The organism is Streptomyces sp. NPDC052107, assembly GCF_040680215.1.
Classification (GTDB): Bacteria; Actinomycetota; Actinomycetes; order Streptomycetales; family Streptomycetaceae; genus Streptomyces.
In genome coordinates this window covers 1-11,828 of the sequence record NZ_JBFAWG010000146.1, presented here as the reverse complement: position 1 = coordinate 11,828, position 11,828 = coordinate 1, and the positions used below count along the sequence as shown (strand labels likewise).

The following is an 11,828-nucleotide window of genomic DNA, read 5'->3' as shown; positions in this document are numbered from 1 at the left end:
GCCCGGACGTCCCCCGCCGACTGGAAGATCACCGCGTTCTCCACCTGGAGCCTGAGCAAGCTCGCCGACCACCTCGTCAAACAGAAGGTGACCGCAAATCACTCGCACAGGCGAGACGTTCTCGAATAACAGATCCCACCATCGCTCGCACGTTCCCATCCGCTGGGCCAATCGCGTGACATCCACGAAAGCCGTCCCCGCTCACCGGCGTGCCACCTGGCACGGTCGCCGCCATGCGCCACCACGTTCCCCACTTTGACCGGCACTGGGACGGCAGCCCTCGCCACCTGCCTCCCCGCCGCACTCTGCAGATCGCCGCGAACAGCCCAAGCCGCCTGCTGCGCGCGGGCCAGACCAGCCGCTGCCGCCACTGCGGCAACCGCATCGACTGGTACCCGCGCTCCGACGACCGGCCCATCGCCCTGCACCCCGCGGAAGTCGCCGCCATCGACGTCTCCCCTACCTGCCGCTGGCACCTCAGCGGCGGCATCGCCCACCCCCACCACGACGGCAGCGGATGGTGCCGCATCCCGCACGCCGTCCTGTGCCCTCAACAGTCCCCGCGCTCCCGAACGGGCAGCCCCAGACTCGCATCACTGTGTCGTGAACTGGGCCTCCGCTCCCGGCGCCTGATCGACACAGGCGCCTTCACCCCCACGTCCCACCCGCCCGCGCCTGGCGACGCCGCCGGGCAACCAGTCCGCCCCGTCGTCCGGATCCTCCTCGTCAACTACCTAGGCGAAAGCGCCGTCGAGACCATCCGCTGCGTCGCGCAGACCCGCCAAAGAAGCCGCTGCACGCACCCCGTCCTCGCCGCCATCCGAGGACGCTGGGTACTGCTGTCCACTCAGCCCTGCCGCGGCCAACTCACCCTGCCCGACACCTGCATGGCCATCTACGACCTCAGCCACCTGTCTTACGCGGATCAACTGCGCTGGCGGGCCCAACGCTGCACCACCCACGCCACCGCGACCGCAGCCGCCGACCTGACCCTGGCCGGCTGGCAGCCCTTCGATCCCCTCCTGCACGCCGAACACATCCGCACCGAGCTGCCCACGCCCGAACCGGCCGAGCCCGAGCCGTACCAGTCCCGCCGACGGTGAGCGATGCCGCACCACGCCCTGGAGATCACCCTCACCCACGCCCTGAGCCAGGCCGAACTCGACGCCGCCCGCCGCAGGATGCCACTGGCCGCCAACCACGACGCCACCCGCCTGATGGCACTCGTCAAAGCAGGCACCCCCCACCAGGCCGCCCGCCGGCTACGCCGGGGACTCAGCGACCGGCTGCCCATCGACGCCATCACCACCCACTACCCGGATGCCGAACACAAAGTGCTCCTCAACATCGCCCTCCCACCCACCGCACGCGCCACCCTCACGACCGCAGCCCCGCGCGAAAGCCTGACCCTCGAGAGCTTCATCGAACACGCGGTGCGCCGAGCCCTGGCTGACCACGCCGAACAGGAGATCGACCACCTCGGCCGCAACGTCCACCAGCTACTCGCCCATGCCAGCCCCGCACACCTGCTTATCGCCGTCGGGCGCGCCCTCACCCAACTCTCCAAGGAATCTCTCCCATGAAGCCCACCGACGAACAGACCGCTGCTATGGATGCCTTCCGCGCGGGCGACCACCTGGCCCTGCAAGCCGGAGCCGGGACCGGCAAAACCACCCTGCTGGGAATGCTCGCCCGCTCCACCCCACGACGCGGCCGCTACTTCGCCTACAACCGGGCCATCGCACAGGACGCCACCGCCCGCTTCCCACCCACCGTCCAGTGCAAAACCGCCCACGCACTCGCCTACGCCGCCGTCGGCCACCGCTACACGAGCCGCCTGAACGCCCCCCGCCGCCCCGCCTGGTACACCGGACAAGCCCTCGGCCTGACCAAAGCCATCCGCATCGGCGAACGCGACATCTCCCAACGCGCCCTGTCCAACGCACTCGTCCGCACCGTCACCCGCTTCTGCCACACCGCCGATACACAGATCACCCGCCACCACGTCCCGAAACTACGCGGCCTGGAAGACCAAGACCTGCACCGCGAACTCGCCGCCCACGTCGTCCCCGCCGCCCGCAAAGCCTGGACAGACCTGCAAAACCCGGACGACGGCTGCGTCCGCTTCGAACACGACCACTACCTGAAGATCTGGGCTCTCACGCAGCCGAAGCTTGACGCCGACTACCTGCTCCTGGACGAAGCCCAGGACACCAACCCCGTCGTGGAACAGGTCTTCCTCGCCCAGCGCGACCACAGCCAGCTCGTCATGGTCGGCGACTCTGCCCAGGCCATCTACCAATGGCGTGGAGCCAAAGACGTCATGACCGGCTTCGACGGCACCCGGCTGACCCTGTCGCAGTCCTTCCGCTTCGGGCCCGATCTCGCTGAGGAAGCCAACCGCTGGCTCCACTTGGCCGACGCCCCCATCCGGCTCACCGGCACTCCCAGCGTGCCCACCGAAATCGGCCCCGTCACCAGCCCCGACGCCGTTCTGTGTCGCACCAACGTCGGCGCCATGGCCCAGGTCATGACACTCATGACCGCGGGATTCCGCGTCGCCCTGAGTGGAGGGGGAGACAACCTACGCGCCCTGGCCCAGGCAGCACGCGGCCTGAAAGAAGGTCGCCGCACCCACCACCCCGAGCTGATCCTTTTCCCCTCCTGGGGCGACCTACAGGACTACGCCGCCCACGATCCCGCTGGACGCGACCTGCAGCCCCTGGTCAACCTCGTCGACACTCACGGCACCGATGCCATCCATACTGCCGTCTCCCGACTCGTCCCTGAACCGCATGCCGAGGTCACCGTCTCCACGGCCCACAAGGCCAAAGGGCGCGAGTGGCCGCGCGTCCTGATCGCCGACGATTTTCCATATCCCAAAGACCACCAATCTGGAGAACAGAGCAGCCCAGCGCCGCCGACGGAAACCATCGACGACGCGGAAGCCCGGCTGGCCTACGTAGCTGTCACCCGCACACGGCGACGCCTGGATCTCGGCGGTCTGGCATGGGCCCAAGAACCCTCTTCGAACAAGCGGCAGATGCTCGAACATCTCCGCCATAACCTCCAGGGCGGTGTGCCACACCGCTACTGATTCCCAATGAGGCTGTCAACTTGCGTCGGTGACAGTGCGTGAGCGACTCAGCCGGGTGAAGTCTGAATGGTGTGGGTCAGGAGACCACAGCCCATGCCGACCTGTCAGGCTCATACACCGTGGCTACTCTCCGCCGTGGGCTTCGATCCAGGCGTCGATGATTGCTGCGGGGACGCGTCCGCGGGGAGGGAGGTCGTAGCCGTTGGATCGGGCCCACTCGCGGATGACGTTGGTGTCGGTCGGGAGCGGGGTGGGGCTGGGGGAGACAGGAGCTGAGGGGTGGGGGGTGGATGGGACGAAGGTTGTGGCCTCCTGCCGTACGCTGTTGGGGAATTGCGGTACCGCCGTCTCTCCGCTCAGGACGGAGATGAGGAAGTCGGTCAGTGTTCCGTTGAAGGTGAACCACTGTGGGCCGCGTGCTTCGTTGACGGCGATGTGCCAAGCGTCCGGATCGTCCTCCGGTTCCCGGATCCAGAAGAGGTGTTCCCCGTTGTCGGTCACGCCCATGGTGAACAGGTGTTGGGGGTCGTAGGGGACGGGTCGGCCGGCAGCCTGGTCGCGCTGGAGTTGCTCCCGCATGGAGGTGGGTACCGGTCCGGTGAGGTCGACCCATTGGGTGACGCCGCGTGGGTGGAAGATGCGGATGAATCCGGCGAAGGCGCCGGGGCCGTAGACGGCGGCGAGCTGCTTGTAGTCCTCGGGCAGGCGGAATCCGAGTGTGGCCTCGACGGAGCCCCAGTCGACCGGTGGCGGGTCAGCGGGGGGCGGGCACAGAGCAATGAGCTGGTCGATGCTGGTCACAGGAGTCCTTGGCGGTGTAGCTGTTGCTGGGCGTGGGCTGGGTTTCTCAGCATGACGTCCATGTGGAAGCCCCGGTGGCCATGGGCTTCGAGCTGAATGTACTTCGGCACCGAGTCCTCCAGGTCGTCGGTGTACTCAAGGTAGACGTTGTAGTGGACGATCTCCCCGTCATGGACGGCGTTGTAGATGTCCTGCTCCCAGTCGCGCATCTCCGGGCTGTTCGTCGGGTTCTGGGTGATGGCGAACAGGTTGTCCGGGTGGTCGCCTGAACCGCCCAGCATTCTGGCCAGCATGTGCCCGCGCGCCTGGTTGTAGTCGCCGCCCAGGAAGCCGGGCGGGTGTATGGAGGGGTTGGCGTGCGTTCCTTCGTCCAGCATGTCCCGGGTGAGGACGGAGTTCATCTCATAGGGACGTCCGTGTTCGTCGAGGGTCCACTTGACCCGCCCTCCCCACGTGGGATCGGCGTCGCAGCCCGCCAGACCGAGGGGGTCGGCCAGGGTGAGCGGGTTGGGCACGTAGGCGTAGTGGTTGATGGCCGGGACCAGGCCCAGGGGGTCGGGTGTGGTGTAGCGGCCCAGGTCGGGGTCGTAGTAGCGGTTGACGTTGTAGTGGAGGCCGGTCTCGGGGTCGAAGTACTGGCCGGGGTAGCGAAGCGGGGTGTACGCCGTGGCCGAGCGGTGGGACTGGGTGGCGCCCCAGACTGTGCTCCGGCCACGCCAGGCGAGGGAGCCGTCGGGTGCGACGAGTTCTGCGGGGGCTCCGGAGAGTTCTGTGACGATGGCGAAGAAGCGGCGGTCGGTCTCTTCCTGAGTGAGGCCGGCTTTGGACTCGCGCTGGGCTAGCGGACGCAGACCCGCGTAGTCCCACACCAGTGTGATGCCGTTGCTCTGCTGTTCTGCCAGCTGAGCCCCGTCCCAGCAGAAGGTCGTGGCTTCCGCGATCCGGCCCTGGGCGTCCAGGCGCTGCTTGGCGATACGGCGGCCCAGGGCGTCGTACAGATAACGCCAGTGGGAGTCGCCGGGGGCTTCGACATGCGTGAGACGGTCCTCGGCGTCCCAGGTGAAGGTCCAGGTGAGGGTCTTTCCGCTCAGGGTGGTGGTACGGCGCCGGATGAGGCGGCCCTGGGCGTCGTACTCGTAGTGGGTGCGGCCGGCCCGGGTGACGCGGCTGCCAGCGTAGTGGCGGTCTCCGGTGCTGTCCTGGCCCGGCGCGCTGGCGGGCAGGGCGGTGCGGGTCTGGTCACCGGCTGCGTTGTACGCGTAGCGCTCGCTCCAGCCCCGGGCGCTGACGGCCGTGATCCGGCCGGCGTCGTCGACACTGTAGGTGCGGCGCCCGGTGAGACTGTCCTCAACGGTGGCCGGGGTGCCGTCGGCGCGGTAGGCGAAGGACCGCTGTAGCAGCGTCTCGTGCGTACCCGCCAGGGACTGGCTGACCAGCCGGCCCACCGCGTCCCAGCCCTGCTGCAGGGTGAGTGTGTCGTCGAGTGTTCGAGCGACTTCGCGGCCCAGCGCATCGCGCTCGAAGCGGAAGGTGTGCTCGTCCGCCGTGTAGGCGGCCAGGCCTCGGTCGTCGTAGGTGAGGACGCTGGTGGCTCCGGACGGGGTGCGGCGGTGGGTGGGCCGCCCGAGAGCGTCGTAGGCACGGGTGAGGGTGTTGCCGTTGACGCTCTCGGCCACGATGCGGCCCTTGAGGTCGCGCTCGAGGTCGATGCGGGCATGGGGGTTGATGATCTGGACGACGTGGCCGGTGACGTCGCGGGTGAACGTGGAAGTGGTGCCATCGTCGTGGCGCAGGCTGACGACACGCCCCATGAGGTCGCGCTCGTAGGTGAGTGACTGCCCCGCGGCGTTGGTGCGGCGTATCAGACGGCCGAGCGGATCGTGTTCGTACCTCACGGTGCGCCCGTCGAAGTCCGTCTCCGACGTCAGGCGGCCCGCGGCGTCGTAGCTGTAGTGCCACTCCAGGTCCTGGGCGTTGGTGACCGTGGTCAGACGCAGTTCGGTGTCGTGGGTGAACCGGTAGTGGCCCCCGTCCGAGGTCTGGGTGGCAGAAGGGCGGTCGAAGTGAGTGACGGCGTGTGTGCTGGTACGGCCCAAACGGTCGGTGTGGCTGACCAGGTTGCCCTCACCGTCCCACGACCACTCCTCACGGGTGCCGTCTGGCAGTTCCCGCCAGGCGGGCTTGCCCTCGACCGTCCAGCCCTGCCGAAGAGTCCCGCCCAGGGCATCGGTGGCCTCGGTGACACGACCGAAGGCGTCCCGTACGAAGGTCGCACGGGCACCGTCCGGTGCCGTGATCGAAACCGGCAGACCGGCGGAATTCGTCCGGATCCCTGTGACTCCACCGGCAGCGTCGCGGATGGCCGTCACATGACCGTATGCGTCAGTTTCGTACTCGGTGCGGGAGCCGTCGGGTTCGGTGACAGCGGTCAGATTGCCACGCGCGTCGTACTCGTAGCGATGCGTACGATCGCCGCGCTCGGTGACGGTCACGGGCAGGCCGAATTCATTGAACGTCGCAGTGGTCCGGACACCGTCGGCGGCTATGAGCCCGACGAGGTTGCCGTCGTCGTCGCGCTCGAGACGGGTGGTGTTGCCCAGCGCGTCGGTGTGCTCCACAAGCCGGTCGCGGGCGTCGAACACGAAGCGTGTGGTGTGCCCCAGGGGGTCGGTCTCGGCGGCCACCTGCAGACGGGAGTTGATGTGGAAGACCCGTTCCGCGCCGGTGGAGTCGGTGTAGCGGGTGATCCTGTCGCCGGTGTCCGGGTGCCGGGTGTAGGCGAAGGCGGACGACAGGAAGCCGTCGGGGCCCACCGTTTGCACGACCCGGCCCTGCTCGTCGTATATGTAACGGAAGGTGCAGTCGTTGCGATCGGTCCACGACGTGATGCGGGCGTCTTCGTCATAAGTGAACCGCAGTGGCAGAGCGGAGGAGTTGACCACCGTCTCAAGGTTGCCGTGCGGGTCGTAGCCGAAGCGCCGCACGGTCTGCGGACCGGACGGAGTACGCAGTGACAGCTCACCCACGCGGTCGTCCGCCATGGTCACCAGCACCAGGTATCCGCCCTCGTGTACGACCGCGCTGGGGGCACCGTCGCTCTGGCGCTCGATGGTGATGCCGACGCTGTTGCGGTTCTCGATCCTGGTCAGCCAATAGGCGGACGAGGCGTGGTAGGGACTGCCGGTGAACAGGCGCGTGACGCCGGACGCCGGGTCGGTGATGCGATACGTGGTAGTGGCGTCGTGGCGGCCCCCGAACGTCAGGTTCAGGCGCGGCCCCTCCGACGGCAGCACACCCTCCGCGTCGTTCTCGGCCGGCAAACGCGGAAAGACGAGCAGCGAACCGTCTTCCCGGGCCCAGACGGCACCGGAGCCGGTCAGCTCAATACGCTCATCCAGAGTGGATGCCCAACTGCGACCGAACCACTGCCCATAGCGGTAGTCCGATAGATGTGTCCGCCGCAGTACGAGCGGAAACGTGCCGGGCAGTGCCACGTCCGTGTCGCTCAGCGTCATCTCGCCCGTGGCGACGTCGACGGGGTCGTTCTCGCACCTCTTCTTGGTCAGCGGGATGGCGTTGCGGCGCGGGTCCGATGCGGCGCCCTGCAGGGAGTCGGGCCTGGTCCGCCGCCCGCGACCAGGGCCGCCTGGGAGACGGGAGCCACCGTCACCGTCGCCGCCCTTCCCGAGTCTGATCGAGTCGACCTTGTCCCGGACACCGTGGTCATTGTGCTTGTGCAGCCGAGAGGCAGCCCTCACCCGGTCGGGGACGGTCTCGGTGACATGCTTGGCGATCTTCTTGAGTGCCTTCTCGGAACCGTGCAGTGCACCTTCCAGGACCGAGTCGAAGGCCTGGGTGAAGGGGTCCTTGCCCTTGGTGCGGCCGAAGGCGCCCCTGGCGCGGCCGAGTGGGGAGGAACTGGCCAGGTGCAGTTCGCTGCCGTGCGAGGAAACCTTCCCGGCGCCGCTCTCGAACTCCTCGTGGTCGATGAACAGGTCCGCGCCGCCTGAGCCGCCCCCGCCCGCAGAGGCGAGCACGAAGCCACCGACCGCGCCGTTCGCCGAGGCCAGCTGCATGCCGCCGTGTCCATGGCCGTGCCCGCCGGCATTACCGCCGCTTCCACCGCCACTGCCTGCGCCGGTCGGGTCCGGGGGCAGGGAGAAGGCGTCGTTCGCCAGGTTCAGGACCGCGTCCTCGACCATCGCCTCCAGCTTGGCGTTCACCGGCGCGGTGACCCGGGCGAGCAGCTCGTCCACACACCGGTCGGCGGCCTCGTCGATGATGCGCTTCACCAACTGCCGCATGGCCGTGACCTCAGCCGCGCCCAGGACGGCGGACAGGCCTCCGGTGACGAACGCCATCCCGAGCGAAAGGCCCACCGAGCCCGCCATGACGGCGAGTTCGGCCTCGGCCTTCGTCTTCATCCCGAAGATGATGTCCGCGACCACGTCGCACGCCTCGGCGAACAGGCGCGCCAGCTCCGGGATCTTGTCCAGATGGCCGGCCTTGACCTGCGCCCAGTGCGTCTGCATCGAGTGAACCGCCCAGCCCCGCGAGGAGGCGAGGATCTGCTCCACCGCCTTGTGCGCGTCGGCCCCGTGTCCCTCGAACTTGTCGGCGAACTCCCGCATGGCGTCCGCCATCTCGCGGTAGTCGTCCTCGTCGACGTTCGGAAAGTTGATGCCTATGTAATCCAGGATCTCGTCGAGCCATCCAGGCAGGACGTAGCCCATCCCCCGTAAACCACCTTCCCGTACCAGCCAGGCAACGCATCACACGTGCGAATGAATGGTAACGAGACCAGTTGACGGAGAATCAAGTGGGCGCGTCCCTGGTGGCCGGACGTCAGCGTCAGTCTCCGACCTGGCAGACCACCCCACGCTGGGAGGCTGCCATGTCTCTGGAAGACTGCGGTCACTGCGCCGCGCTGCATCGATCAACGGGTCGGCGCCCCCTGCCCCTCGTTGCGGACCGTGCGCGGCATACGGACAGCCATGCTGGGCAGACCGCGCGAGGCGAGGTCCAGCGGCACTGTGACCGAACAGTCTCGACCGCTCACCGGTCCGTCAGTCGGCAGCGGATCGGCCACGGTGGAGGCGCGACCGCGGCAGGCCGCCCGCTACCACTCCGGAAGAGGAGGAGAGCGTCGGCGTCCTGGCCGCCTGGCCCGATCAGCGGTACAAGAAGGGACGCCCAGGTACCCGCCGCGACGTCGATGCCACAAACTCTGCCGGCTTCCGCAGATGTGTGAGACCGGTGAAGACTTTGCATGCGGAGTAGGGCATGATCGGCGCTCGCGGCGCGGTGCGCCGCCCAGCCTGGAGTGGTGCTGGCCAGTCGAGAGGTGTGTGCGTGTTCGAGCCGGTCCACCTGACGCGTGTCCCGACCGGAGTCGATCCCGCGTCGGTCGAGTACACGGTCATCGATGTGGTTATCCGGGCAGATCCCTGTCTCACCAGCAGATTCGCCCCCGAGAGACTCTCGCAAGAGGTTCACTCCGTCGAGTGAGGGTGTCGCCATCCGAAGTTGCCCACCCAAACAGCGGAAGGGGTCGGCTCCTCGGGCGTCGTCTTCCCGGGCTGATCAGTAGCCGATACCTTCCTGCCATGGATGAGTGGGGGACGCATCTCAGGCGGCGCGGTTGCTGGTTCTCCTGGCAGAACGTGGATGAACTGGTCAAGATCCTGGAAGAGGAAGTTCCGCAGGGCCAATTGGCCATATCTGGCACCGATGTGTCCATCTCGACCGATCAGCACGGTGTGCGGTGGAAGAAGACGCGGACGCGCGAGTGGACTGACCTCAACGCCTTCAAGACCGACATGCGCGGCGTTCAGGTGATCTCCGATCTGGTGATCGAGCGCCGATCAACGGCCTCAGGAACGCCCAGGGTCACCATCGAGATCGGTAAGCGCACTCGCACTTGGCGTCCATTCGGCAGGCGCGCCTTCGCAGCGAGCCGGTTCAGCGGCGGCAACGAGTCCTGGCAGCTCGGTGCTGCCACCCGGATCGCCGATGTATTCGCTCGCGCCCGGTTCCTCGGGCGCCGACTGACCAAGTGGCTCGACCGTCTTCAGTTCCTGTGTTTCGCCGTCGCTTCGTGGAGCTTGATCTATTCCCCGTCCGGACTCGGTGGCCAAGTCGGCTCTGCGGGTCTCCTGATGCTGGTAGCGGCGTATCAGATTGACAAATACCTGACCCGAACGATCTTGCTGAATGAGCCGAAAGGCATGCAAGGCTTCGTTGCCCGACGGAGCGCGAACCATCGTGTGACGGGCGGCAGCCAGCGAGAGGTCATCCTCTTCGTCATGAGCGTCTTGGGTGCGGTGGCCGGGGTGATCGGCACGATCGTGGCGATCGTCACCTATCTCTTCCCGCGCGGCTGAAGACGCCTGGTCACGGTGCATTGTCGGGCCAGCTCGACCCGCAGCCGTTCGTTGTCGAGGGTGAGGATCTGGACGTGCTGGGCGAGCGTGTCGACGGACCGACGAAGGTCGGTGATCTCTTCGTGGCGGGCGCGACGTGCTTCGCGGAGTTCGCCCTGGAGATCGCGGATGCGCTCGCGCAGGGTCGCGGGAACGTCGGGGCCGCTGGTGCGTTCGTCGACGCGCTGTCGGAAGGTCTCCAGGGCCTCGGTGGCCCGGTAGGCGGTCGCCCGTGAGATGCCCGCTTCGCGGGCGAGGGAGGCGACCGTAAGGTTGCCGTCGCTGTGCTGTGGTTCGCTGGCCAGGAGCCGGTCCATGGCCTGGAGCAGCACCCTCCGCGCACGAAGACCTACGCACCACGGCGTACCGGCTGATGGATGCCGCCGGTCTACAGCGCGCCCGCCTGACCGGTATCGCCTTGAAGGGCGAGGACCTCATCGATGCCGACCAGGTGACCCAGCAGATCAGCCTGGACGCCGAACGGGAGTCCCGGCTCGTGGCCGAAGCCGCCATGGACCGCATCCGGGCCAAGTTCGGCCCTCACACGGTCGGCCCCGCCGCTACCGCGCCATTCCGCCGAGCCTCATGACGAGCGCAGTGCCGGCTGAAACCAGCACGGCCGGAGCACACACGTGTCGGTGATCTTCTGGGCTTTCGGCTCCGCACCTCGTGGGCCGGCTCCTACCGTCATCTCCGGCGTTCGATGGTATGAGGGCAGGGAGATGTGGATGCACGGCAGGAAGGGCTTGCTCGTCGAGACGCTCCGGGTCCTGCGCGACCACGAGGAGGTGGCTGAGCACGGCTGGGTGCTGTTCGGTGCGCTGCGTCCTCACCATCACAAGACGGTGGACATGGCGGCCGGGCAGGGCCTGGCGGAGCTGGCCGGCCGGGACATGCGCGCGGAGTTGTCCGCGTACGAGGGCCGACCCGTGGTGTGGGCGGCCCGGCTGACGGGCCACGGCCGGGATGTCTTGGACTACACCGAGGCCAGCCCCGCCCCCGACCGCCGGCCCGACGAGCCGGTAGACGGCGAGCAGCTGGTCGAGCTGCGCCGCTCGGAGATGGACGCACTGCGCCTGTACGTGCACCTCGGTGCCCGGCTGCGCACGCCGCCGGCCGACGGCCTGGAGGAGAAGGTGCGCACCGCGCGCCATCTCGGCAACCTGTGGATTCTGCACCTGAACGAGGCGCAGATCGAGTCGGTGGCCTACGCCTTCTACCTGCGCTCCGCGGGCGGTTCCGCAGCCGAGGCCAACCGGTTCGGCCGCGAGTACGGCGTCACCTTCCGCCCGTCCGGCCGATAGCCAACCTGCGGCCAAGCCCCGCCCAACGGCCAGCAAAGCTCTGTCGCCTTTCAGAAGCCGTATCTCAACCGATCATGGAACGTGCGGGTCGAACGCGGATTCCCGGTCGGGTGATCCTGCCGTGGCCAGGGCATGAAGACGGGACCTCCTGAACAACTCGTGGGTGTCGAATCCATAGAGCAGCAGGAGGCCCCGATGCCGCAG

9 protein-coding genes and 1 pseudogene are annotated in these 11,828 nt (G+C 67.8%); 6 read left to right on the top strand and 4 right to left on the bottom strand.

Annotated elements, in window-relative coordinates; all coding sequences use genetic code 11:
• The first annotated feature begins 233 nt into the window (after positions 1 to 233).
• From AB0M27_RS44540 to AB0M27_RS44530, 3 genes are read left to right on the top strand one after another with little or no spacing between them, the layout of a single operon-like run.
• Positions 234 to 1,103: a DUF6083 domain-containing protein gene (locus AB0M27_RS44540; protein WP_365731525.1), complete on the top strand. Its 870-nt coding sequence runs from the start codon at positions 234 to 236 to the stop codon at positions 1,101 to 1,103.
• 3 nt (positions 1,104 to 1,106) lie between these two features.
• On the top strand, positions 1,107 to 1,583 hold the full coding sequence (locus tag AB0M27_RS44535) for a hypothetical protein (protein WP_365731523.1): 477 nt from the start codon (positions 1,107 to 1,109) through the stop codon (positions 1,581 to 1,583).
• Positions 1,580 to 3,097, top strand: a complete 1,518-nt coding sequence (locus AB0M27_RS44530) for a UvrD-helicase domain-containing protein (protein WP_365731521.1) — start codon at positions 1,580 to 1,582, stop codon at positions 3,095 to 3,097. The genes AB0M27_RS44535 and AB0M27_RS44530 overlap by 4 nt, the downstream gene beginning before the upstream one ends.
• Before the next feature lie 123 nt (positions 3,098 to 3,220).
• On the opposite strand, the gene AB0M27_RS44525 is transcribed toward AB0M27_RS44530, so the two are convergent.
• The 3 genes and pseudogenes from AB0M27_RS44525 to AB0M27_RS44515 form a co-directional block, all read right to left on the bottom strand.
• Positions 3,221 to 3,898 carry a histone-like nucleoid-structuring protein Lsr2 gene (locus AB0M27_RS44525; RefSeq protein WP_365731516.1) on the bottom strand — a complete coding sequence of 226 codons (678 nt, stop codon included), beginning with the start codon at positions 3,896 to 3,898 and terminating at the stop codon, positions 3,221 to 3,223.
• Positions 3,895 to 8,631: an RHS repeat-associated core domain-containing protein gene (locus AB0M27_RS44520; RefSeq protein ID WP_365731514.1), complete on the bottom strand. Its 4,737-nt coding sequence runs from the start codon at positions 8,629 to 8,631 to the stop codon at positions 3,895 to 3,897. Before AB0M27_RS44520 ends, AB0M27_RS44525 begins: the two co-directional genes overlap by 4 nt.
• Before the next feature lie 218 nt (positions 8,632 to 8,849).
• A pseudogene (locus tag AB0M27_RS44515) lies at positions 8,850 to 9,002 on the bottom strand (3-beta hydroxysteroid dehydrogenase); the annotation flags it as partial.
• 502 nt (positions 9,003 to 9,504) lie between these two features.
• Here AB0M27_RS44515 and AB0M27_RS44510 point away from each other — a divergent pair.
• Entirely contained in the window at positions 9,505 to 10,281 is a 777-nt protein-coding gene (locus tag AB0M27_RS44510; RefSeq protein WP_365731512.1) for a hypothetical protein, read from the top strand.
• Here AB0M27_RS44510 and AB0M27_RS44505 read toward each other — a convergent pair.
• On the bottom strand, positions 10,260 to 10,637 hold the full coding sequence (locus AB0M27_RS44505) for a hypothetical protein (RefSeq protein WP_365731510.1): 378 nt from the start codon (positions 10,635 to 10,637) through the stop codon (positions 10,260 to 10,262). The two genes, AB0M27_RS44510 and AB0M27_RS44505, sit on opposite strands and share 22 nt — an antisense overlap.
• A gap of 56 nt (positions 10,638 to 10,693) precedes the next feature.
• Between AB0M27_RS44505 and AB0M27_RS44500 the strand changes: the two genes are divergently transcribed.
• The gene (locus AB0M27_RS44500; protein ID WP_365731508.1) at positions 10,694 to 10,909 is read left to right on the top strand and encodes a hypothetical protein; all 216 of its coding nucleotides are present in this window, start codon (positions 10,694 to 10,696) and stop codon (positions 10,907 to 10,909) included.
• A 139-nt stretch (positions 10,910 to 11,048) separates the two neighbouring features.
• Complete coding sequence (locus AB0M27_RS44495; protein ID WP_365731506.1) at positions 11,049 to 11,624, top strand: DUF6417 family protein; 576 nt, start codon at positions 11,049 to 11,051, stop codon at positions 11,622 to 11,624.
• Positions 11,625 to 11,828 lie beyond the last annotated feature (204 nt).

Coding starts and splice junctions, on each gene's coding strand:
- AB0M27_RS44540 (WP_365731525.1), top strand. CDS start 234: ATGCGCCACCACGTTCCCCACTTTGACCGGCACTGGGACGGCAGCCCT.
- AB0M27_RS44510 (WP_365731512.1), top strand. CDS start 9,505: ATGGATGAGTGGGGGACGCATCTCAGGCGGCGCGGTTGCTGGTTCTCC.
- AB0M27_RS44495 (WP_365731506.1), top strand. CDS start 11,049: ATGCACGGCAGGAAGGGCTTGCTCGTCGAGACGCTCCGGGTCCTGCGC.
- AB0M27_RS44530 (WP_365731521.1), top strand. CDS start 1,580: ATGAAGCCCACCGACGAACAGACCGCTGCTATGGATGCCTTCCGCGCG.
- AB0M27_RS44520 (WP_365731514.1), bottom strand. CDS start 8,631: ATGGGCTACGTCCTGCCTGGATGGCTCGACGAGATCCTGGATTACATA.
- AB0M27_RS44505 (WP_365731510.1), bottom strand. CDS start 10,637: ATGGACCGGCTCCTGGCCAGCGAACCACAGCACAGCGACGGCAACCTT.
- AB0M27_RS44535 (WP_365731523.1), top strand. CDS start 1,107: ATGCCGCACCACGCCCTGGAGATCACCCTCACCCACGCCCTGAGCCAG.
- AB0M27_RS44500 (WP_365731508.1), top strand. CDS start 10,694: ATGGATGCCGCCGGTCTACAGCGCGCCCGCCTGACCGGTATCGCCTTG.